Origin of the sequence: Tistlia consotensis USBA 355, assembly GCF_900177295.1 — a bacterium.
Lineage (GTDB): Bacteria > Pseudomonadota > Alphaproteobacteria > Kiloniellales > DSM-21159 > Tistlia > Tistlia consotensis.
Window position 1 is genome coordinate 397,652 of the sequence record NZ_FWZX01000001.1, and the last position, 19,807, is coordinate 417,458.

The 19,807-nt window shown below is 70.7% G+C and carries 17 protein-coding genes; 6 read left to right on the forward strand and 11 right to left on the reverse strand.

Going from position 1 to position 19,807, the window contains the following annotated elements; all coding sequences use genetic code 11:
* Positions 1–39: 39 nt before the first annotated feature.
* The 7 genes from B9O00_RS01825 to B9O00_RS01855 all read right to left on the reverse strand — a co-directional run bounded on the left by B9O00_RS01825 (position 40) and on the right by B9O00_RS01855 (position 7,091).
* Entirely contained in the window at positions 40–744 is a 705-nt protein-coding gene (locus B9O00_RS01825) for an ABC transporter ATP-binding protein (protein ID WP_089229527.1), read from the reverse strand.
* A complete protein-coding gene (locus B9O00_RS01830) occupies positions 744–1,463 on the reverse strand; it encodes an ABC transporter ATP-binding protein (RefSeq protein WP_085120712.1) in 720 nt (239 codons plus the stop codon). The genes B9O00_RS01825 and B9O00_RS01830 overlap by 1 nt, the downstream gene beginning before the upstream one ends.
* On the reverse strand, positions 1,460–2,377 hold the full coding sequence (locus tag B9O00_RS01835) for a branched-chain amino acid ABC transporter permease (RefSeq protein WP_085120713.1): 918 nt from the start codon (positions 2,375–2,377) through the stop codon (positions 1,460–1,462). The genes B9O00_RS01830 and B9O00_RS01835 overlap by 4 nt, the downstream gene beginning before the upstream one ends.
* Before the next feature lie 2 nt (positions 2,378–2,379).
* Positions 2,380–3,258, reverse strand: a complete 879-nt coding sequence (locus tag B9O00_RS01840; protein WP_085120714.1) for a branched-chain amino acid ABC transporter permease — start codon at positions 3,256–3,258, stop codon at positions 2,380–2,382.
* Positions 3,259–3,370: 112 nt separating this feature from the next.
* Positions 3,371–4,633 (reverse strand): ABC transporter substrate-binding protein, encoded by a 1,263-nt coding sequence (locus B9O00_RS01845; protein ID WP_085120715.1) that lies wholly within the window; start codon positions 4,631–4,633, stop codon positions 3,371–3,373.
* 32 nt (positions 4,634–4,665) lie between these two features.
* Positions 4,666–6,261: an AMP-binding protein gene (locus B9O00_RS01850; RefSeq protein ID WP_085120716.1), complete on the reverse strand. Its 1,596-nt coding sequence runs from the start codon at positions 6,259–6,261 to the stop codon at positions 4,666–4,668.
* A complete protein-coding gene (locus B9O00_RS01855; RefSeq protein ID WP_085120717.1) occupies positions 6,258–7,091 on the reverse strand; it encodes a phytanoyl-CoA dioxygenase family protein in 834 nt (277 codons plus the stop codon). The genes B9O00_RS01850 and B9O00_RS01855 overlap by 4 nt, the downstream gene beginning before the upstream one ends.
* Positions 7,092–7,318: 227 nt before the next feature.
* Between B9O00_RS01855 and B9O00_RS01860 the strand changes: the two genes are divergently transcribed.
* The 3 genes from B9O00_RS01860 (at position 7,319) to B9O00_RS01870 (ending at position 12,188) form a co-directional block, all read left to right on the forward strand.
* Positions 7,319–8,263, forward strand: a complete 945-nt coding sequence (locus B9O00_RS01860; RefSeq protein ID WP_159460062.1) for a helix-turn-helix domain-containing protein — start codon at positions 7,319–7,321, stop codon at positions 8,261–8,263.
* A gap of 164 nt (positions 8,264–8,427) precedes the next feature.
* Positions 8,428–10,548: a hydantoinase/oxoprolinase family protein gene (locus B9O00_RS01865; protein ID WP_085120719.1), complete on the forward strand. Its 2,121-nt coding sequence runs from the start codon at positions 8,428–8,430 to the stop codon at positions 10,546–10,548.
* Positions 10,545–12,188 carry a hydantoinase B/oxoprolinase family protein gene (locus tag B9O00_RS01870; RefSeq protein WP_085120720.1) on the forward strand — a complete coding sequence of 548 codons (1,644 nt, stop codon included), beginning with the start codon at positions 10,545–10,547 and terminating at the stop codon, positions 12,186–12,188. Before B9O00_RS01865 ends, B9O00_RS01870 begins: the two co-directional genes overlap by 4 nt.
* A 108-nt stretch (positions 12,189–12,296) precedes the next feature.
* On the opposite strand, the gene B9O00_RS01875 is transcribed toward B9O00_RS01870, so the two are convergent.
* Genes B9O00_RS01875 through B9O00_RS01890 form a run of 4 tightly spaced genes read right to left on the reverse strand, consistent with a single transcriptional unit; the run spans position 12,297 to position 15,909 of the window.
* Positions 12,297–13,262: a 2-hydroxyacid dehydrogenase gene (locus tag B9O00_RS01875; RefSeq protein ID WP_085120721.1), complete on the reverse strand. Its 966-nt coding sequence runs from the start codon at positions 13,260–13,262 to the stop codon at positions 12,297–12,299.
* 15 nt (positions 13,263–13,277) lie between these two features.
* Positions 13,278–14,039 (reverse strand): SDR family oxidoreductase, encoded by a 762-nt coding sequence (locus B9O00_RS01880; protein WP_085120722.1) that lies wholly within the window; start codon positions 14,037–14,039, stop codon positions 13,278–13,280.
* Positions 14,039–15,238, reverse strand: a complete 1,200-nt coding sequence (locus tag B9O00_RS01885; protein WP_085120723.1) for a mandelate racemase/muconate lactonizing enzyme family protein — start codon at positions 15,236–15,238, stop codon at positions 14,039–14,041. Before B9O00_RS01885 ends, B9O00_RS01880 begins: the two co-directional genes overlap by 1 nt.
* Positions 15,235–15,909, reverse strand: coding sequence for a GntR family transcriptional regulator (locus tag B9O00_RS01890; protein ID WP_085120724.1), 675 nt, complete (start codon positions 15,907–15,909; stop codon positions 15,235–15,237). The genes B9O00_RS01885 and B9O00_RS01890 overlap by 4 nt, the downstream gene beginning before the upstream one ends.
* Positions 15,910–16,095: 186 nt before the next feature.
* On the opposite strand from B9O00_RS01890, the gene B9O00_RS01895 reads away from it, so the two are divergent.
* From B9O00_RS01895 to B9O00_RS01905, 3 genes are all read left to right on the forward strand, one after another.
* Positions 16,096–17,115, forward strand: a complete 1,020-nt coding sequence (locus B9O00_RS01895; protein ID WP_085120725.1) for a TRAP transporter substrate-binding protein — start codon at positions 16,096–16,098, stop codon at positions 17,113–17,115.
* Positions 17,116–17,262: 147 nt separating this feature from the next.
* Positions 17,263–18,024 carry a TRAP transporter small permease subunit gene (locus tag B9O00_RS01900; RefSeq protein ID WP_085121066.1) on the forward strand — a complete coding sequence of 254 codons (762 nt, stop codon included), beginning with the start codon at positions 17,263–17,265 and terminating at the stop codon, positions 18,022–18,024.
* Positions 18,017–19,609, forward strand: coding sequence for a TRAP transporter large permease (locus B9O00_RS01905; RefSeq protein WP_085120726.1), 1,593 nt, complete (start codon positions 18,017–18,019; stop codon positions 19,607–19,609). Before B9O00_RS01900 ends, B9O00_RS01905 begins: the two co-directional genes overlap by 8 nt.
* Positions 19,610–19,807 lie beyond the last annotated feature (198 nt).

Genomic DNA, 19,807 nt, shown 5'->3' on the forward strand with positions numbered 1-19,807 from the left:
AGCATCCCTCCTCCAGGGTCCTCGTTCGAACCGGCGCGCTCAGACCCCCAGGTAGGCGCGCTTCACCTCCTCGTTGCCGAGCAGGAAGTCGCGGTCGCCTTCCAGCACCACCCGGCCCTGCTCGATCACGTAGCCGCGCCGCGACAGCGACAGCGAGCGGCGCACGTCCTGCTCGACCAGCAGGATCGTCACGCCCTCCGCGTTGATGCCGGGGAAGCGCGAGAAGATCTCCTTGACCATGACCGGCGCCAGGCCGATCGACGGCTCGTCGAGCAGCAGCAGCTTCGGGCCCGTCATCAGCGCCCGGGCGATGGCCAGCATCTGCTGCTCGCCGCCGCTGAACGAGCGGGCCAGCTGCGTGCGGCGCTCGCGCAGGCGCGGGAACATCTCGTAGACCCAGCCGAGGTTGCGCCGCTGGCGGGCCGTGTCGCGCAGGATGTCGCCGCCGATCAGCAGGTTGTCCTCGACGGTCATGTGCGGGAAGAGGCGGCGCCCCTCCATGACCTGGGCCAGGCCGAGCCGGGCGATCTCGTGGGACTGCCGGCCGGTCAGGCGCTCGCCCAGGAAGCGGACGCTGCCGCTGGTGGTCGGCAGGGTGCCCATCACCGCGCGGATCAGGGTCGTCTTGCCGGCGCCGTTGGCCCCGACGATGCTGACGATCTCGCCCTCGTCGACCCGCAGCGTGACGTCGTGCAGCACGCGCACGTCGCCATAGCCGGCGTGGAGCCCCTCGATCTCCAGCATCACTCCTCGTCCCCGCCCAGGTAGGCCTCGACCACGGCCGGGTCGTTGGCCGCGACCTCCGGCTCGGCGTCGCAGATCTTGCGGCCGTGGTGGATCACCACGACGCGGTCGCTGAGCGCCATGACCGCGTGCATGTTGTGCTCGACCAGCAGGATCGTGACGCCGTCGTCGCGCAGGCTGCGGATCAGGGCGATGATCTCGTCCATCTCGACCCGCGTCAGGCCGGCCATGACCTCGTCGAGCATCAGCAGCCTGGGCCGCGTCGCGATGACCTTGGCGACCTCGAGCCGCTTGCGGCCGGCGAGCGTCAGGGTACGGGCCGGCTGCCCGGCGCGCTCGGCCATGCCGAAGCGGCGCAGCACCGCCAGGGCGTCGGCCCGCGCCTCGGCCCGGTCGCGATGGTGCAGGAAGCTGCCGATCATGACGTTGTCGAGCACGGACATCTCGCCGAAGGGGCGGACGATCTGGAAGGTGCGCACCAGCCCCCGGCGGCAGATCTCCGGCGCCGGCCGGCCGTCGATCCGGGCGCCGGAGAACCAGATCTCGCCGGCGCTCGGCGCCAGGAAGCCGGAAGCCATGGAGAACAGCGTGGTCTTGCCGGCGCCGTTGGGGCCGATCAGGCCGACGGTCTCGTTCTCCCGGACCTCGAAGCTGACCTGGTCGATCGCGCGCAGGCCGCCGAACTGGCGCGTGACGTCGCGGAACTCCAGCAGGCTCATGCCGCCTCCCTGCGGACCTTCGCCGCCTTTCCGGAGAGCCGGCGCGAGCCGGACAGAGCCCGCCCGAGCAGCGCGATCACGCCGCGCGGCTCGAAGCGCATGACGACCATCAGCAGCAGCAAGGCGCCGAGCAGCGGGCCCCAGAGCGTGCCGCGACCGCCGATGATGCAGATCACCGCGATCTGCACGCTGAGGTGCACGCCGAAGACCTTCTCGGGGCTGATGAAGAGGGCGTACTGCGCGTAGAAGGTGCCGCCGATCGCCGTCATGGCGGCACTCAGCACCGCCGCCAGCAGCTTGTAGCGCCGGGCGTCGACGCCCAGCGCGGCGGCGGCCTCCTGGTCGTTGCGGATCGCCGTCAGGTAGTAGCCGAAGCGCGAGCGCAGGCACCAGCGATTGGCCGCCAGCGCGCCGCCGACCAGCAGCAGGACGACGTAGTAGTAGAAGAGCTTGCTGGTATGCTGGAAGTAGAGCGGCGCATCGTGCAGCAGGCGGACGTCGAGGCCGCGCGGGCCGCCCAGCAGCTCGTTGGAGTTCTCGACGACGACCTTGAGGATCACCGCGGCGGCGAGCGTCGCGAGGGCGTAGTAGGCGCCGCGCAGCCGGAAGCAGGGCAGGCCGATGACCACGGCGGCGATCCCGGCCAGGACCGCGCCCGCCAGCATGCCGAGCCAGGGGGTCAGCCCGAGGTCGGCGAACAGCACGGTCGAGGTGTAGGCGCCGATGCCGAAGTAGGCGGCGTGGCCCAGCGAGAGCTGGCCGGTGATGCCGCCGATCAGGTTCCAGGACAGCGCCAGGTAGGCGTAGAGCAGCGCCAGGATGACGACCGAGAGGGCATAGGGGTTGCCGAAGGCCAGCGGCAGCAACAGGGCGCCGGCGGCGCCGAGCGGCAGGAGGAGCGCGCGCGCGGCCATGGTCAGGCCCGCTCCACGCCGAACAGGCCCTGGGGCCGGAAGTAGAGCACGGCCAGGAAGATCGCGAAGATCAGCGCCTCGGAATAGGTGATCGGCAGGAACTGGGCGCCCAGGGATTCGATCAGGCCGACCATCAGGCCGCCGGCCAGCGCGCCGCCGATCGAGCCGATGCCGCCGAGCACCACGATGATGAAGGCGCGCACGCCGAACAGGTCGCCGATGAAGGGATCGACGGGGAAGATCGCCAGCAGCAGGGCGCCGGCGACGCCGAGGATCGCCAGGCCGATGGCGAAGGAGGTCCGGTAGACCGCCGCGCTGTCGATGCCGAGCACGCTGGCCGCCTCGCGGTCCTGGCCGGTCGCGCGGATCGCGCGGCCGAGCCGGGTGTAGCGCATGAAGAGCACGAGCAGCAGGGTCACCAGCACCGAGACGACCAGGCCGGCGACCTGCGGATAGGTGAAGATCAGGTCGCCCAGGACGAAGACGCCGTTCGCCCAGTCGCCGGCCGGCGTCCGGTAGTCGGGGCCGGCGAGCACCAGGAAGAGGTTGTCGAGGAAGATCCAGAGCCCGGTCGTGAAGATCAGCACGCTGATCGGCTCGCGGGTCGCCTCCTTGCGGTAGACCGGCTCGATCAGCCAGCGCTGGGTGCCCCAGCCGACCAGGTAGAGCACGGCGACGACCAGCGGGATCGCGGCCAGCAGGTGCAGCCCGAGCAGGCTGGTCGCCCAGAAGGTCAGGTACATGGCGACCATCAGGAACGAGCCGTGCGCGAAGTTGATGATCTTCATGACGCCGAACTGCAGGCTCAGGCCGAGCGCGATGATCCCATAGATCGCGCCGCTGGCCAGGCCGTCGAACAGCGCCTGGAGAATGCTTGTCATGAACCGGCTCGCCTCACTGCTGCCGTGTCGCCGGAAACGCGATGTCGCGCCGGGCGGAAGGGCCGGCCCGCTGGTCCGGGCCGGCCCTTCCTGTCCCGGCGGCGCGCGCCGCCTAGCGGTCGCTCCAGTCCGGCACCGGCCAGACCATCTTGTAGCCCGCCGGCGTCAGCTTCGACGGCCAGACCGTGTAGTACTTGCCGTCCTTGATCTGCTGGACGACGAAGCGCTTCAGCGTGTTCTGGTTCTTCGAGTCGAAGGCGATGTCGTAGCCGACCAGCCTGGTGATGTCGTTGTCCTTCATGTCGGTCTTGGCCAGGGCGTCGCGGATCGCCTTCGGGTCGGCCGAGCCGGCCCGCTCCAGGGCGTCCTTCAGGATCCAGACGTCGGCGTAGGCCGTGACGCCGAACTCGGTCGGGTCGGCCTGGTACTTGCCGACGTACTGATCCCAGAAGCGCCTGGCGAAGGGCGTGGTGATCGCGGAGTCGTAGCCGGCCCAGCCGTTGGTCGTGAAGACCATGTCGGCCGCCTTGACGCCGACCGTCGGCACGAAGGTGCGGTCGACGTGGCCGGCGGCGCTGCCGACGATGGCCATGGCGTCGACGCGCAGCTGCGCGATCAGCTTCTGCAGCTGGACGGCGTCGCCGGTGTAGGAGGTCATGGAGATGACGTCCGGATGGGCGCCCTTCAGCTTGACGACCAGCGGCCGCAGGTTCGGCGAGTTCGGCGGATAGGATTCGTCGAAGACGACCTTGATGCCCATCTCGGCCATGCGCTTGCGCATGGTGTTGGCCAGGTCCTGGCCCCAGTCGGTGTTCTCGTAGACGATCGCGCCGGTCTTCGGCTGCTTGCCCGTGGTCTTGCCGGCCCAGGCGATGAAGTCGGCCGCGCTGTCGGCGTTGCCCGACGACGGGATCTGGGTCGGCCGGAAGACGTACTTGAAGCCGCGCTCGGTGATCTCCGCCTTGGCCGAGAGGTCGACGATCCAGGGCACCTGGTACTTCTCGGCGATCGCGCTCGCCGGGAAGGTCACGCTGCTCTGGAACGCGCCGATCAGCACCGAGACCTTCTCGACGTTGATCAGCCGCTCGGCCTCGGTGATCGCGACCTGCGGGTCGCCCCGGGTGTCGACCTCGACCAGCTGCAGCTTGGCGCCGCCCAGGGCCTTAATGCCGCCCTCCTCGTTGATGTGATCGACGGCCAGGTGCGTCGCCCGGCTCATCTCCTGGCCGATCGCCGCGGCGGCGGTGCCGGACAGCGGGATCAGGTAGCCGACCTTGACGGTATCCGCGGCCCAGGCCGCCGAGCCCAGCGCGCCGGCCAGGACGGCCGCCGACGCGGCCGCCGTGGCCGCCCTCCACATCCTCGATCTCTTCATGCTCTTCCTCCCTTGCGAACGATGTTCTTGCTTCAACCGACGGAACTCTCCTCGGCCACGCCGCCGGGCGGCGCGGCGGCCGGACGCGCGCCGGCCGCCGTCGAGCCGATCGGCTCGAGCAGGCGGCGGGCGAGCTTGCCGACGCTGGTCTTGGGCAGGCTGTCGACCGAACGGACCGCGCGCGGCACCTTGTAGCGGACCAGGCCCGACCGGCAGTGCTCGATCAGCGCCTGCTCGTCGAGGCGTGCGCCGCCGCGCGGCACGACATAGGCCTGGACGACCTGCCCGTAGTAGTCGTCGGCGGCGCCGAAGACCGCGGCCTCGGCGACCGCCGGATGCTCCAGCAGGACCTGCTCGACCTCGCGCGGATAGACGTTGTAGCCGCCGACGTTGATGACCTCGCTGCGGCGGCCGGTGATGAAGAGGTAACCGTCGCCGTCGAGCCGGCCGAGGTCGCCGGTATGGAACCAGCCGCCGGCCAGCGCCTGCTCGCTGAGCTCCGGCCGGTTGCGGTAGCCGGCCATGACGTGCCGGCCGCGCACGCGGATCTCCCCCACCGCGCCCGCCGGCAGGACGGTCCCGTCGCGCTCGGGGTCGACGATCTGCAGCTCGCTGGCCGGGACGGCGACGCCGACCGAGCCGACCTTGCGCGGCCCGCGCGCCGGGTTGTAGGTCAGCACCGGGCCGGCCTCGGTCATGCCGTAGCCTTCCAGGATGACGCAGCCGCTCGCCGCCTCCCAGCGCTGCAGCGTCGCCTCGGGCAGCGCCGCCGCTCCCGAATAGCAGCAGCGCAGGCTGCCGAGATCGGCCCGGCCGAAGCCCTCGAAGCCGAGCAGGCCGTGGAAGATCGTCGGCCCCGCCGACATCAGCGTCGCGCGATGCCGGCCGATCGCCTCCAGCACCCAGTCCGGGCGATAGCGCGGCAGGATCACCAGGTGCGAGGCGGCATAGCAGGCCAGGTGCAGGCACATGGCGACGGCCGAGACGTGGAACAGCGGCATCGAGCAGAGCATGACCTCGCCGCCCCGCTCGGTCGGCAGCAGCGCCTCGCGCTGCGCCAGGTTGACGGCGAGCTGGCCGTGGGTGATGTCGACCCCCTTCGGCAGGCCCGTCGTGCCGCCGGTGTACTGCAGGGTCGCCAGCTGGCCGTGGCTCGGCACCAGACGGGGATCGGCCTGCCGCGGACCTTCCGCCAGCCCCAGGAAGGTCGCCCCGCCGCCCCCGGTCTCGATCCGCGAGATGCCCCTGGCCCCGCAGAGCCGCACGAGATCCGCCGCCAGGCCCGCTTCGTGGACCAGCAGGCGCGGCGCCGCGTCGTCGAGGATCGGCGTCAGCTCGCGCAGGGTGTAGGCCGGATTGAGCGGCACGGCCTGGGCGCCGGCGGCATGGGCCGCGAAGGTGCTGACCGCCATGTCGAGCGAGTTGGACAGCAGCAGCGCGATGCGCTCGCCGGGGCGGATCATCTGCCGCCACATCGCCGCCAGGGCCAGGACCGCCTGGCGGTACTCGGCATAGCTGAGGGTCACCTCCCCGAAGGTCACGGCGGGACGGTCCGGGAAGGCGTCGGCCGTCTCCAGCAGCATGTGCACCACGGAGCGCGGAACCGGCGGGAGCGAACCCCCGGTCATGCAGGGCGGGCCTGCTGGCGGCGGTCGCTCGCCTCCCAGACCATCGAGCGCCTGCGCGGCTGGCCGAGCAGCTCGATGGGGTCGCGGTTGTCGATGTGGCCGTACTGGCCGCGGTAGACCGAGTAGCCGCAGAGCTCCTGGAGCCGGCGCGGGAAGGTCTGGACCGTCTCGCGCGGCAGGCCGAGCTGCAGGTTCTCCTGCTGGCGCAGCCAGCCGGCGCAGTAGTAGCAGGAGATGGCGAAGCGGCGCTCGTCGGTGCGGTTCGCGCCGCCCGCGTGCCAGAGCTGGCTGTCGAACAGCATGATGCTGCCGGCCGGCATGGTCGCCGCCCGGGTCTCGTAGGCGCCGCCGTAGACCGGCGGCTCCGCGGCCAGGTGGCTGGCCGGCACGATCCGCGTCGCGCCGTTGTCCTCGGTGAAGGGGCTGAGCGCCCACATGGCGTTGACGGCGATCGGCGGATGCGGCCGCGGCAGCGGGATCTGCTGGGTGTCCTCGTGCATCGGCTGGGCCGGCTGCCCCGGCCCCAGCGTGATCGCCGACAGCGAGGACAGCAGCAGCTCAGGGTCGAGCACGGCCTCGGCGACCGCGAGCGCCGCCGGGTTGAGCGGCACCTGCCGGAACACCTCGCCGCGGGCGAGCAGGTTGTAGACGCGGACCGTCTGCATCCCCTCGAAGGTCGTCCGGGCATAGCCGGCCTCGCCCTCGCGCTCCAGCCGCAGCAGCCCCTCGATCAGGGCGTCGCGGGTCGCCGCGTCGAAAGCGTTCTCGATGACGGTGTAGCCGTCGCGAAGCAGGTGCTCCCTGTGGCGGGTGACGAGCTCGGGATCCATGGCCGACCCTTCGGAAGAGGGGGCGCGGCGGCGCCCCGGCGAGGCGCCACACTAAGGCCGAGAGACCGGCCGTTCTGTGCAGGGCGTCCACGACGACTTTGCATGGCGTCCCGCGGGCGGCCTCGGGCAGGCTCTCGGGCCGCGGCAGGGGCACCGGGTGCTGACAGGACGGCGCGCCGGGACCTATGATCCGCGCAAAAGAAGACAAAGAGAGCCTGGAGGAAGCCGTGCTGGGAGTGTGGACGACCGAGGGAATTCCCGAGGCTGAGCAGTTCGCCTACTGGCGCGACGCGGTCTGCGACGCCTTCGTGCCCCTGGAGCCGGAGGGCCGGCCGGAGCGCTTCTCGGGGCGGATCGAGAGCTTCCACGGCCAGGACCTGCAGGTCTCGAGCGTCGCCGCCGAGGGGCACCCGGTCAACCTGACCCGCCGCGGCGTGCACCGGCAGGGCAACACCTACTTCTTCGCGAACCTGCTGCTCTACGGCAGCGTCTTCGTCGAGCAGTTCGGCGTCGGCGCCCGGGTCGAGCCCGGCGACATCTACCTGCTGGACACCGCCTCGCCCTTCGCCGTGCAGTTCGCCTCGCGCTTCAAGATCCTCTGCGTGACCCTCGACGAGGCCATGCTGCGCCCGCGCCTCGGCTCCGGCGGCCGGCTGTCCAGCCCGGTCATCCGGGGCAATCGCGGCGCCGGGCAGCTGACCGCGCAGTACATCCGCAACGTCATCGCCCCCGACCCCGTGGCGGTGCTCGACGTCCAGGACCTCGCCGCCGTCCACCTCTCGTCGCTGCTGGTGCGCGCCGCCAGCGGCGAGGCGGAGGCCGAGGGCGAGGAGGGCCTCGCCCGGAGCAACCGGGGCCGCGCCTCCCTGGAGCGGATCAAGGGCTTCGTCGACGCCCACCTCGCCGAGCCCGGGCTCTCGGTGCAGGGCGTCTGCTCGGCGCTCAACATGTCGCGCAGCCACCTCTACGGCGTCATGGCGGAGGCCGGCGAGACCTTCTCCGGCTATCTCAGGGACCGGCGGCTCGACGAATGCCGCAGGAGCATCCTGGCCGCGCCCGACAAGACGATCGCCGAGATCGCCTATGCCTGGGGCTTCCAGGACCAGTCCTCCTTCACGCGCATGTTCAAGGCCCGCTTCGGCGTGACGCCGCGCCAGGCGCGCAGCGGCTAGCGCCGGTGCGCGGCCGGACGGCGCCGGCCAGATCGTCGAAGAATGGCGGAACGACAGGCGGAATTTGCCGGAGCGCCGCGCACGACTTCGCTAGTCTTGCCTGCCGTCGCCGCGGCGGGCGGCAGCGGGGCCTCGGGACCGGGGCGCGCGGCAAGGGAGTACGCATGACCGACCGGCAGGACATCAGGCAGGACATCAGGCAGGACATCAGACAGGACATCAGGCTGGGCGCCGACATCGGCGGCACCTTCACCGACGTGGCGCTCGAGCTGCGCGGCACGCTCTTCTCGGCCAAGGTCCTGACCGACTACGCAGCACCCGAGCAGGCGATCCTGGACGGCATCGAGATCGTGACCCGCGAGGCCGGCATAGCGCCCGCCGCGCTCGGCATGATCATCCACGGCACGACGCTGGCCACCAACGCCCTGATCGAGCGGCGCGGCGCGCGCACGGCCTTCGTGACCACCGAGGGCTTCCGCGACGTCGTCGAGATGCGCAGCGAGAGCCGCTTCGAGCAGTACGACCTGAACCTGGTGCTGCCGGCGCCGCTGGTGCCGCGCGAGGATCGCTTCCCGGTCGGAGGCCGGATCGGCGCCCAGGGCGAGGAGCTGCAGCCGCTCGACGAGGCCGCCCTCGAGGCGATCGCGAGGACGATCGCGGCCGGCGATTTCGGCTCCGTGGCGATCGGCTTCATCCACGCCTACGCGAACCCTGCGCACGAGCGGCGCGCCCGCGAGATCCTGCGCCGGCACCTCGACCTGCCGATCTCCCTCTCCTCGGAGGTCTCGCCGCAGATGCGCGAGTTCGAGCGCTTCAACACCGTCTGCGCCAACGCCTACGTGCAGCCGCGCATGGCCGACTACCTGTCGCGCCTGCAGGTCCGGCTCCGCGAGACCGGCGTCGCCTGCCCGGTCTTCCTGATCCACTCGGGCGGCGGCCTGGTCTCGGTCGAGACCGCGATCGAGTTCCCCATCCGCCTCGTCGAATCCGGCCCCGCCGGCGGGGCGATCTTCGCCGCCGACATCGCGCGCCGCTTCGACCTCGACCGCGTGGTCTCCTACGACATGGGCGGCACCACGGCCAAGATCTGCCTGATCGAGGACTTCCGGCCGCACACGGCGCGCAGCTTCGAGGTCGCGCGGACCTACCGCTTCAGCAAGGGCTCGGGCATGCCGATCTCGATCCCGGTCATCGAGATGATCGAGATCGGTGCCGGCGGCGGCTCGCTCGCTTGGGTCGACGCCATGGGCCGGATCCAGGCCGGGCCGGAATCGGCGGGCTCGGAGCCGGGGCCGGCCTGCTACCAGCGCGGCGGCGAGCGCCCGGCGATCACCGACGCCGACCTGCTGCTCGGCAAGCTCGATCCCGACGACTTCGCCGGCGGCAAGATCCGGCTCTCGCTCGGGAAGGCCACCGGGGCGGTCGCGCGCGAGGTCGGCGACAGGCTCGGCCTCGCGCCGCAGGCCGCCGCCTTCGGCATCTGCGAGGTGGTCGACGAGAACATGGCCAACGCGGCGCGGGTCCACGCGGTCGAGAACGGCAAGGACATCGCGGACAACACCATGATCGCCTTTGGCGGTGCCGCGCCGCTGCATGCGGCGCGGCTCTGCGAGAAGCTCGGCATCGAGCGCTGCCTGGTCCCGACCGGCGCCGGCGTCGGCTCGGCGATCGGCTTCCTCAAGGCGCCCTTCAGCTACGAGGCCGTGGCCTCGCAGGTCATGGCGCTGTCGCGCTTCGAGCCGGCGGCGTTGAACACGCTGCTGCGCGACCTCAAGTCGACCGCCGAGAGCTTCGTGCGCGCCGGCACCGACGGCGAGATCCGCCGCGAGGTCACCGCCTTCATGCGCTATGCCGGCCAGGGCTGGGAGATCCCGGTGCCGCTGCCCGACCGCGACTTCGTCCCGGAGGACCGGGCGCTGATCGAGGAGGCCTTCCGCACCCGCTACGCGGCGTTCTTCGGGCGTGCCGTCGAGGGCTCCGCGATCGAGCTCGTCACCTTCTCGGTCAAGGCGGAGGACCAGCGTCCGGCGGGCGCGGGGCACACGTTGCGCAGCGACGGCGAGACGGTGACGGCACCGGCGAGCGCCCGTGTCTTCGATCCCGCGAGCGGCGCCGCGCTCGACAGCGCCGTCATTGCGCGCGACAGCCTGGCCCCGGGCGTGCGCGTCGCCGGCCCCGCGCTGATCGTCGAGCGCGAGACCACGACGGTCGTGACCTCGCTGTTCGACGCCGTGATCCAGAGCGACCGGACGATCCTTCTGCTGCGGAAAGGAGCAGCGGCATGAGCCAGATCGACACGATCCGCCTGCAGGTGATGTGGAACCGCCTCGTCTCCGTGGTCGAGGAGCAGGCGATGACGCTGCTGCGCACGGCCTTCTCGACCTCGGTGCGCGAGGCCGGCGACCTGTCGGCGGGCGTCTTCGATCCCGAGGGACGGATGCTGGCCCAGGCGGTCACCGGCACGCCGGGCCACGTCAACACCATGGCCGAGGCGGTGCCGAACTTCATCGCCGAGATCCCGCGCGAGCGGATGTACCCGGGCGACACCTACGTGACCAACGATCCCTGGAAGGGTACGGGGCACCTGCACGACATCACGATGGTCTCGCCCTCGTTCCGCGGCGGCGAGCTGATCGGCTTCTTCGCCTGCACGGCGCACGTCGTCGACGTCGGCGGGCGCGGCTTCGGCGCGGACGGCAAGTCGGTCTACGAGGAAGGCCTGCAGATCCCGATCATGAAGTTCGCCGAGCGCGGCGAGGTGAACCGGGATCTCCTGGCGATCGTGCGCGCCAACGTGCGCGAGCCCAGCCAGGTGATCGGCGACTTCTATTCGCTGGCCTCCTGCAACGACGTCGGCCACCGGCGGCTGATGGAGATGCTCGACGAGGCCGGCCTGGACGGGCTCGACAGCCTCGCCGCGTTCATCCTCTCGCGCACCCGCGCCGCGATCCTGGAGCGCATCGCGACCCTGCCCAAGGGAAGCTGGTCGAACACGCTGCTGACCGACGGCTACGACGAGCCGGTCAGGCTCGCCGCCGAGGTCACCATCGGCGAGGACAGCGGCGGCGAGGGCAGCGTCAACGTCGACTTCAGCGGCTGCTCGCCGGTCAGCCGCTGCGGCATCAACGTGCCGCTGACCTACACCAAGGCCTACGCCTGCTACGCGATCAAGTGCGTGGTCGCGCCCGACATCCCCAACAACGCCGCCTCGCTGGCGGCCTTCACCATCTCCTCGCCGGCCAACATCGTGAACGCCGAGCGCCCGGCCCCCGTCGCCCTGCGCCACGTCATCGGCCACATGATCCCGGATCTCGTGCTGGGCGCGCTGGCCAAGGCGCTGCCCGGACAGATCCTGGCCGAGGGCGCGGCGGCGCTCTGGAACATCCACATCTCGGTTCGCCCCGCGCCGGGCGCGCCGGGGCCTGGGGCGCGGCACGCCGAGGTGCTGATGTTCAACTCCGGCGGCATGGGCGCCCGGCCGGGTCTCGACGGGCTCTCCGCGACGGCCTTTCCCTCGGGCGTGCACACCATGCCGATCGAGGCGACCGAGCACACCGGCCCGATCGTCATCTGGCGCAAGGAGCTGCGTCCGGATTCCGGCGGCGCCGGCCGGCAGCGCGGCGGCCTCGGCCAGACCATCGAGATCGCCCCGGCCGAGGGCCACGAGTTCGACTTCTCGGCGATGTTCGACCGCATCGGCACGCCGGCTCGCGGCCGCGACGGCGGCGCCGACGGCGCGCCCGGCTCGGTCGCCCTGGACGACGGCACCCGGCTGCGCCCCAAGGGCTGGCAGCACGTTCCGGCCGGCCGGCGCCTGATCCTGCAGCTGCCGGGCGGCGGCGGCTTCGGCGACCCCGCCGAGCGCACGCCGGAAGCCCGGGCCGCCGATCGCGCCAGGGGCTATGTCACGGAGACGGAGACCTGACCGCTCCCGCCGTCCCGCGGACTGCGAAGGCAGGCGGTCGTGGTCGAGCCGGATCGTCGCGGCGATGGTGCCGGCCGGGTTGTCGGCGACCGGTCGCCGGCCCGCCGGTCATCGCAGCCGGTTCAGCAGCGCCTCGCCTCGAGCCAGGCGGTTGACGTTCTCGGCCATGGCGGCGCGGCGGCGGTCGATGGTGCCCTGGGTCCAGCCGGACATGTGGGGCGTCATCACGACGTTGGGCAGCTCGTGGAAGGGCAGGCTCGACGGCAGCGGGGCGGGGTTCGCCGCATCGGGATAGACGTACCAGGTGTCGAGGATCGCCCCGGCGATGCGCCGTCCGGCGAGCGCCCGGTAGAGCGCCTCCTCCTCGATCACGGCGCCGCGGCCGACGTTCATCACCAGGGCGCGCGGCGGCAGCGCCGCCAGCTCGGGCGCGCCGATCAGGCCGCGGGTCTCCGGCGTCAGCGGCAGGGTGTTCAGCAGCACGTCGAGCCCGGCCGCCATCTCGGCCAGGCGGTCGAGCGGCCAGGCCCTGGCGACCGCCGGCCCGCCGGCCAGCGGCGAGCGGTTGGCGACCTCGAGGCGCAGGCCGAAGGCCGCCGCCCGCGCCGCCACGGCCCGGCCGATATGGCCGAAGCCGACGATGCCGAGGGTCTGGGCGCCGAGCTCGCTGCGCAGCCCGGTCGGCTTGCCGGCCCAGTAGTGCCAGTCGCCGCGCCGGAGCTGCGCATCGGCCTCGGCGAGCGGCACGTGCCGGGCCAGCAGCGCGGCGAAGACGTACTCGGCGATGGCGGGCTCGTGGCCGTAGACGTTGCAGAGCGCGCAGCCGGGCGGCAGGGCGGCCAGGTCGATGCCGTCGGTGCCGGCGCCGGCGACCTGATAGAGCCGCGCCGCGGCCTGCGGCATCGCCGGCGTCAGCCGGACCCCGATCACCACCTCGGCGGCCGTGAAGGCTTCCGCCTCGCCGGGGCCGGCGAGCTCGTCCGACAGCACCGCGATCTCGTGCGGCGCCTCCAGCAGTTCGGCGAAGCCTGGCGCGAAGGTGCTGGCGTTGGCGCCGTGGAAGGCGATCCGCATCGCGCGTCGCCCCTCCTAGAGGACCGAGATCATGCCGCCGTCGGCGTAGATGATCTGGCCGTTCACGTAGTCCGAGGCGGGGGCTGCCAGGAACACCGCGAGGCCCGCCAGCTCCTCCGGCCGGCCCCAGCGGCGGGCCGGCGTGCGGCCCTTGACCCAGGCGTCGAAGGCCGGGTCGGCCATCAGCGCCTCGTTCATGTCGGTCGCCATGTAGCCCGGGCCGATGGCGTTGGCCTGGAGTCCGAAGCCGCCCCATTCCGCGGCCATCGACTTGGTCAGCATCTTGATGCCGCCCTTGGCCGCCGTGTAGGGCGCGACGGTGGCGCGGGCCAGCTCCGAGGTCAGCGAGCCGACGTTGATGATCTTGCCGCGGCCGCGCGGCACCATGCGCCGGGCCGCCTCGCGGCCGCAGACGAAGGCCGAGGTCAGGTTGGCGTCGATGACCCGCTGCCAGTCCGCGGTCGCCAGCTCGAGCATCGGCTTGCGGAACTGGATGCCGGCGTTGTTGACCAGGATGTCGACGGCGACGCCTTGCGCATCGAGCCGCTCGAAGGCCGCGACCACCTCGTCCTCCCGCGTCACGTCGAAGGCGGCGGCCAGCACCTCGTAGCCCTCGGCGCGCAGCGCCTCAGCGGCGGCGGCGAGCCGGGCCTCGTCCTTGCCGTTCAGCACCAGCCGAGCTCCGGCCTGGGCCAGGCCCGCGGCGAAGGCGCGGCCGAGCCCGCGCGAAGAGCCGGTGACGAGGGCGGTGCGGCCGGTGAGGTCGAAGAGATGCATCAGGAAGCCTCGCTGTAGCGCGTGGTCAGGTCGGGCCGGTCGAAGACCGCCGGCAGCAGCTCGAGGCCGAGGCCGGGCGCCTCGGGGGGATAGACGTAGCCGCCCTCGATCCGCGGCAGGTCCGTGACCAGCTCCCGGTACCAGCCCTTGTAGAAGGCGCGCACCGACTCCTGGATCAGCGTGTTGGGCTGGCTGAAGCTCATGTGGATGGCGGCGGCGAAGCCCACCGGGCCGATGCAGTCGTGCGGCGCGAAGGGGCGGTGGTAGGTGTCGGCCATCGCGGCGATCTTGCGGCCCTCGGTCAGCCCCCCGGTCCAGCAGAGGTCGGCCATCACCACCTGGGTCGCGTCGCGGTCCAGGTAGTCCTTGTAGGCGAAGCGCGAGCCCAGCGTCTCCGAGGCGCAGGTCATGACCGGCGTGGCGCGCGCGAACTCGGCGAGCGCCTGGGCGTTGGTCATGCGGATCGGGTCCTCGAACCAGAGCGGCCGGAAGGCCGCGACCTCGCGGGCGATCGCCATGGCCGCCGGCAGCGCCCAGAGGCAGTGCATCTCGAGCATGATGTCGATGCGGTCGCCGACCGCCTTGCGGATCTCCTCGAAGGGCTTCAGGCCGGCCTTCATCGCTTCGGCCCCGATGTACTGGCCGCGGAACTCGGCGGCGTGCGGGTCGAAGGGCCAGATCTTCATCGCGGTGATGCCGCTGTCCAGCAGGTCCTCGGCCAGCGCCGCCGGGCGGTTCATGAAGCCGTCGAGGTCCTCGTAGCGCCCGGTCTCGCCGAGCGACCAGTTGGTCACCGGCTTGATCACGTTGGTGCGCACGTAGCGCGTGCCGGCGCAGGTGTTGTAGAGGCGCATGCGGTCCCAGCAGCGCCCGCCGAGCATCTGCCAGACCGGCTGGCCGCAGAGCTTGCCGAAGTGGTCCCAGAGCGCGATGTCGATCGCCGAGGCGGCGCGGTACTCGACGCCGGTCGAGGCCTGGGCCATCGGCAGGTTGGTCATCTCCTTGTGGAGATGCTCGATGGCCAGCGGATCCTGCCCGAGCAGCCGCGGCGCCAGGGTGTTGTGGATGTGCGCCTCGACCGCCTCGGCCCCGTAGAAGGTCTCGCCGAGCCCGGTCGCGCCGCCGTCCGTCTCGACCTGCACCCAGAGCACGTTGGCGAACTCCGCGGTCCGGAAGGTGCGGATTCCGATGATCTTCACTTGGCGGCCTCCGCCGGCTGTCCGGCCTGCTCGCTTTCCAGGATCGGCCGGATGTCGGCCGCCAGATGGTCGAGATGAACCTTGATGGCGGCCCGCGTCGCCCTGGGATTGCGCGACTCCAGCGCGGCCAGGATCGCGTCGTGGTGCGTCCGGGCTCGGTCGCGGTTGCGCCGCTGGCGGGCCGAGAGGTAGCGCGCGCGCCAGAGCCGGGCGAGGTAGGCGCGGTGGGTTTCGGCCAGGTCCTCGCTGTGGGCGGCGCGGACGATGGCGGCGTGGAACGCCATGTCGATCTCGAACAGGTCGAGGGAATCGCCGCTCTCGTAGAGCGCGGACATCTTGTCGTTCAGGCCCCGGATCTCGGCCAGGTCGGCCTCCGTCGCCCGCTTGCAGGCCAGCTCCGCCGACAGCGTCTCCAGCGTCTTCAGCACCAGCACCTGGTCGACCACCTCGCCGATCGAGGGAGAGGCCACGCGCGGGCTGCGCGCCGGCCGCAAGACCACGAGCCGCTCCGTCGCCAGGATGCGGATCGCCTCGCGCATGGGCGTGCGGCTGACCCCGAGCTCGGCCGCGTTGTCGCGTTCCTTGATCGGTGTCCCGGGCGGCAGCGCACCGCGGAGAATGTCGCGCCGAAGCCGGTTGGCGATCTCGATCGCCAGATTCTCGTCTGCCATCTCACTTCCCCTCGGCGGCGAGCGTCTGGACCCCGGCGAGTGTCTGGAATTCCAATTTTGGTATACCAAGCGTGGTTGATCGTCAAACCGGCATTTGCTAGCCTTCGCGTAGATGGTATACCATCTTTCTGGACAGAAGACGCGACAAGCGCCAGCCCGCTGGGCCGAAACAGGGAGGGAATTCTCATGACGTTCAAGACGCTACTGGTGTCGACGGCATTCGTGGTTCTGGCAGCCATGCCGGCTGCGAATGCTGGTCAGAAGACGCATCTGCGCATCCAGACCCACTACGGGCCGGAGACGATCTCGGGCAAGAACGCCGCCCAGTTCGTCGACGACGTCCAGACGATGTCGAACGGCGATATCTCCATCGAGATGTTCTATTCCTCGTCGGTGGTCTCCTCGGTCGAGACCTTCGATGCGGCGGCCAACGGCATCCTCGACTGCGACATGACCGGCGGCGCCTACCAGACCGGCAAGGACCCCGCCTTCCAGTTCGTCGGCGACATCATGGGCGGCTACGAGACGCCCTTCCAGCAGCTCGGCTGGCTCTACACCGGCGGCGGCCTGCAGGAAGCCGAGAAGCTCTACAACAAGTACGGCATGCAGCTGATCGGCTGGTGGGTCGTCGGCCAGGAGTCCCTGGTCTCGACCAAGCCGCTCAAGGGTGTCGCCGACCTCAAGAACTGGAAGTTCCGCTCCCCGCCGGGCATGGAGACCAAGATCTTCGAGAAGCTCGGCGCCAAGCCCATCGTGATGGACTTCACCGAGGTCTTCACCGCCCTGCAGTCCGGCATCATCGACGGCGCCGACGCCTCGATCCTCGCCAACAACAAGGGCATGGGCCTCTACGACGTGGCCAAGAACGCGACCTACCCGGGCTTCCACTCGATGCCGTCCGACCACCTCGCCTGCAACAAGGCGGTGTGGGACGCCATGCCCGACTACCAGAAGCGGATCATGGAAACCGCCATGCAGAAGCTCGCGCTGCAGCAGGCCCTGACCTCCGCGAAGGCCAACGCCAAGGCGGCGCGTGAGCTGAAGGCCGCCGGCGTGAAGATCTGGGACTGGTCGCCGGAGGATCGCCTGGCATTCCGCAAGGCGGCGATCGCGACCTGGTCGGAGTTCGCCACGACTCCGGAGGCCAAGGCCCTGGTTGCGAGCCACGAGGCCTATCTGAAGTCGATCGACGCCCTGCCCGAATAAGTCGCCCTGAACAAATCACAGGGCCGTTTCGGGTATAACGGATCGGGCGGGCTCCCTCGCGGGGGCCCGCCCGGATCGTATCGGGAGGGTGCGGTGGGCGAGCAAAGCCTCTGGCTGGGACCGTTGCGGCGGCCCATGCGGTTTCTGATGATCGGGCTGATCGCGGCGCTGGGGCTGGTCTGGCTCTGGCTGGTGATCGGCGTCCTGCTGCTCGGCAGCGACGTCAGCATGTCGACGATCCTGCGGCCCGGCGACCACACGATCGTGCGGGTCTTTCTCTGGCTCCTGCTCGCCGCCTGCCTCGCGACGGGCCTCTATCTCTCCGACACCCGCGGCGCCATCGAGGTCGAGGTGACGGGCCCCCTGGACATCCTGTCGCTGATCCTCGGCCGCCTGGCGATGATCGCCGTCGCCGTCGTGGTCGGCGTGATGTTCTACGAGGTCGTCGCCCGCTACGTCTTCTTCAGGCCGACGCTCTGGGCCAACGAGATGTCGCTCTGGATCGCCGGCTTCGTGTTCCTGCTGGCCGGGCTCTACGCCATGCAGCAGCGCAGCCACATCCGCATCTACGTCATCTACGACCTGATGCCGCGCTGGGCCCAGAAGCTCGCCGACACGGTGACGGTGGTGCTGATCTGGGTGTTCTTCGCCTCGCTCGTGTGGGGCGGCTACAACGAGGTGCTGGCGAAGCTCATGCGGATGGAGACCTTCGGCACCGCCTGGGACCCGCCCATCCCCTCGACGGTGAAGACGGCGATCCTGGCCGTGATCGGCCTCGTCGCGCTGCAGGCCACGTCGAACCTGATCGCCGACTGGCACAAGGCGCCCGAGCATCATGCCGGCGACGAGGTCGACGAGCAGGAGATCGAGCACATCCGCAAGGCACTGGGGACCGACGGCAATGGTTGATATCGGCACGCTCAGCCTGATCCTGCTGGTCTCCATGTTCGTGCTGCTGGCGATCGGCATGCCGCTCGGCTTCGCCTCGGCCTTCCTGGCCGTCGTCACGCTGGTCCTGAAGTTCGGCCCCGAGCTGCTCTACGGCGATTTCGGCCGCGGCCCGCTGAACGTCCTCGGCCAGGCGATCTACCGGCAGATGACGAACTACGTGCTGATATCGGTGCCGCTGTTCATCTTCATGGCCGCGCTGCTGGAACGATCCGGCATCGCGCGCGACATGTATTCCTCGCTGAACCTCTGGCTGTCGCGCACCCGGGGCGGGATCGCGCTGGTCACCTCGATCATGGCCGTGATCATGGCGGCGATGTCGGGGATCATCGGCGGCGAGGTCGTGCTGCTGGGGCTGATCGCGCTGCCGCAGATGCTGCGGCTCGGCTACAACCAGAAATTCGCCATCGGCACGATCTGCGCCTCGGGCAGCCTCGGCACCATGATCCCGCCCTCGATCGTGCTGATCTTCTACGGGCTGATCACCGAGACCTCGATCCAGGCGCTCTTCACCGCGGCCTTCCTGCCGGGCTTCATGCTGGCCTCGTTCTACGTCGTCTACATCCTGCTGCGCTCCAACCTGCGGCCCGACCAGGCGCCGCTGCCGCCGCCCCGGCCGGGCGATCCGACGGCCGCCGAGAAGCGGCTCATGTTCGTGGCCTTCGTGGCGATCCTGGTCGCGATGGCCTTGGCGGTGCTGCTGCTGCGCAACCTCTTCTTCACCCTGACCGGACAGAACCTCGTCACCCCGGGGGTCGAGCCGATCGGGCTCGGCATGACCGCCGACCTGCCGTGGCTCGCCGGCGGCCTGGCGCTGGCGCTGGCGCTGCTGGCCCTGTTCGGCCGCGCGCGCGTGCTCGACGCCTGGCGGATCGGCAAGGGGCTGGTGGCCCCCCTGATCGTCATCGGGGTGGTGCTCGGCTCGATCTACGGCGGCATCACCGGCATCACCGAGGCGGCCGGCATGGGCGTGATCGCGGTCTTCGTGATCTCGCTGGTCCGGCGCGAGATGACCTTCGAGATCGTCTGGGACAGCCTGATGCGCACCCTGAAGTCCACCGGGACGATCATCTGGGTGACGATCGGCGCAGCCTCGCTCGCCGCCGCCTATACCCTGGCCGGCGGGCCGACCTACGTCGCGAACCTGATCGTCGGCATGCAGCTGCCGGCGATGGGCATCATCCTGGTCATGATGGTGATCTTCCTGGTCATGGGCATGTTCATGGACTGGGTCGGCATCGTGCTGCTGATCATGCCAGTCTTCCTGCCGATCGTGCTGAAGCTGCCGGCCGACCAGATCGGCTGGTTCGGCCATGTCCAGCCGAGCCAGGTGGCGATCTGGTTCGGCGTCACCTTCTGCATGAACATGCAGGTGAGCTTCCTCTCGCCCCCCTTCGGCCCGGCCGCCTTCTACCTGAAATCGGTGGCGCCCGAGCACATCACGCTGACCGCGATCTTCGCCGGCTTCCTGCCCTTCATCGCCATCCAGGTCGTCGCGCTGGTCGTGATGCTGTGCTGGCCGTCGATCGTGACCGTCTTCCTGTAACGGGCATCCGGCCGAGCGCCGGCCGGCAGCGGCGTCGGGTCGGCGGAACACAGGGGACGGCGCGACGCCCGCCGGGCCCGCCAGCGGCGGCCCGCGCAGGCGCCGCCGGCGACGCTGCCTCGAGAACGGGAAGGGACCCGATCCCGCAGCACCGGCCTCCTCTGGAGGCCGGTGGCCGGCGCTATGTCATGGAAGGAA

Bases quoted from the DNA above. Each gene is read 5' to 3' on its own strand.
- B9O00_RS01840 (WP_085120714.1), bottom strand. From the start codon at position 3,258: ATGACAAGCATTCTCCAGGCGCTGTTCGACGGCCTGGCCAGCGGCGCG.
- B9O00_RS01900 (WP_085121066.1), top strand. From the start codon at position 17,263: ATGATCGGGCTGATCGCGGCGCTGGGGCTGGTCTGGCTCTGGCTGGTG.
- B9O00_RS01870 (WP_085120720.1), top strand. From the start codon at position 10,545: ATGAGCCAGATCGACACGATCCGCCTGCAGGTGATGTGGAACCGCCTC.
- B9O00_RS01905 (WP_085120726.1), top strand. From the start codon at position 18,017: ATGGTTGATATCGGCACGCTCAGCCTGATCCTGCTGGTCTCCATGTTC.
- B9O00_RS01830 (WP_085120712.1), bottom strand. From the start codon at position 1,463: ATGAGCCTGCTGGAGTTCCGCGACGTCACGCGCCAGTTCGGCGGCCTG.
- B9O00_RS01865 (WP_085120719.1), top strand. From the start codon at position 8,428: ATGACCGACCGGCAGGACATCAGGCAGGACATCAGGCAGGACATCAGA.
- B9O00_RS01850 (WP_085120716.1), bottom strand. From the start codon at position 6,261: ATGACCGGGGGTTCGCTCCCGCCGGTTCCGCGCTCCGTGGTGCACATG.
- B9O00_RS01890 (WP_085120724.1), bottom strand. From the start codon at position 15,909: ATGGCAGACGAGAATCTGGCGATCGAGATCGCCAACCGGCTTCGGCGC.
- B9O00_RS01855 (WP_085120717.1), bottom strand. From the start codon at position 7,091: ATGGATCCCGAGCTCGTCACCCGCCACAGGGAGCACCTGCTTCGCGAC.
- B9O00_RS01835 (WP_085120713.1), bottom strand. From the start codon at position 2,377: ATGGCCGCGCGCGCGCTCCTCCTGCCGCTCGGCGCCGCCGGCGCCCTG.
- B9O00_RS01880 (WP_085120722.1), bottom strand. From the start codon at position 14,039: ATGCATCTCTTCGACCTCACCGGCCGCACCGCCCTCGTCACCGGCTCT.
- B9O00_RS01845 (WP_085120715.1), bottom strand. From the start codon at position 4,633: ATGAAGAGATCGAGGATGTGGAGGGCGGCCACGGCGGCCGCGTCGGCG.
- B9O00_RS01875 (WP_085120721.1), bottom strand. From the start codon at position 13,262: ATGCGGATCGCCTTCCACGGCGCCAACGCCAGCACCTTCGCGCCAGGC.
- B9O00_RS01895 (WP_085120725.1), top strand. From the start codon at position 16,096: ATGACGTTCAAGACGCTACTGGTGTCGACGGCATTCGTGGTTCTGGCA.
- B9O00_RS01825 (WP_089229527.1), bottom strand. From the start codon at position 744: ATGCTGGAGATCGAGGGGCTCCACGCCGGCTATGGCGACGTGCGCGTG.